The sequence below is a fragment of the Streptomyces sparsus genome, from assembly GCF_054776295.1.
Window position 1 is genome coordinate 1 of the sequence record NZ_BAAHCA010001261.1, and the last position, 1,131, is coordinate 1,131.

The 1,131-nt window shown below is 73.9% G+C and carries 2 protein-coding genes; both read left to right on the forward strand.

Annotation, left to right across the window (positions count from 1 at the left end; translation table 11 throughout):
- Positions 1-301 (forward strand): alpha/beta fold hydrolase (locus tag ACYVE9_RS27775; protein WP_461030650.1); only part of this gene is annotated, 301 nt, incomplete at its 5' end.
- Positions 298-1,131 (forward strand): SDR family oxidoreductase (locus tag ACYVE9_RS27780; protein ID WP_461030651.1); only part of this gene is annotated, 834 nt, incomplete at its 3' end. The genes ACYVE9_RS27775 and ACYVE9_RS27780, both read left to right, overlap by 4 nt.

Genomic DNA, 1,131 nt, shown 5'->3' on the forward strand with positions numbered 1-1,131 from the left:
GCGCCCGGTGCGCGCGGCGTGGGGCGCGGTGCTCGGCACGCTCGACCTGTGGGCGAAGCTGCCGGGCCTGACCGCGCCGACCGCCGTCGTCGCCGGCACCCGGGACCGGCTCACCCCCTCGCTGCACGCCAGGGAACTGGCCGAGGCCCTGCCGCACTGCACCTCCCTGCACGAACTGGAGGGCCTGGGGCACATGACGCCGATCGAAGCGCCGGACACGGTGGCCGAGGTGCTGCGGTGCCTCGTCGACGACCACGTGAAGCGACCCGGCCGGCTCCAGACCCTGAGGGGGAACTCGTGACCCGTAGAAGCCTGACCGGTCAGGTCGTGGTCGTCACCGGTGGCGCCCGCGGCGTCGGTGAACTGCTGGCCCGCAGGCTCGCCGCCCGGGGCGCGCGCATCGCCCTGGTGGGCCTGGAACCAGACGAGTTGAAGAAGGTGACGGCTTCGCTGCGGGCGGAGCAACGGGACGCCGCGTACTGGCACGCCGACGTCACCGACCACGTCGCCATGGGTGAGGTGGCCCGGGAGGTCGGGCTGTACTTCGGCAGGGTGGACGTGGTCGTCGCCAACGCCGGGGTCGCGCTGGGCGGCCCGTTCGCGGACTCCGACCCCGACGCCTGGCGCCGGGTCGTCGAGGTCAACCTCATCGGCAGCGCGGTGACCGCCCGGGCGTTCCTGCCGCTGCTTGTCGAGTCCCGCGGCTACCTGCTCCAGATCGCCTCACTGGCGGCGATCACGGCCGCGCCGATGATGACGGCCTACTGCGCGTCGAAGTCCGGCGTCGAGGCGTTCGCGCACAGTCTGCGGGCCGAGGTCGGCCACAAGGGCGTGCGGGTCGGGGTGGGTTACCTGAGCTGGACCGACACCGACATGGTGCGCGGTGCCGACCAGGACGACGTGCTGCGCGACGTGCGCAAGCGGCTGCCGTGGCCGGCGAACCGCACGTATCCGCTCGGGCCCGCGGTGGACCGGATCGTCGCCGGTGTGGAACGGCGCAGCCACCACGTCTACGCGCAGGGGTGGTTGCGCGGCATGCAGGCGATCCGCGGATACCTGCCGCCGGTCATCGGCCGGGTCGGGCAGCGGGAGGTCGCCCGGCTGGAGCCCCGCCTGGCGGCCGGCGGCGAC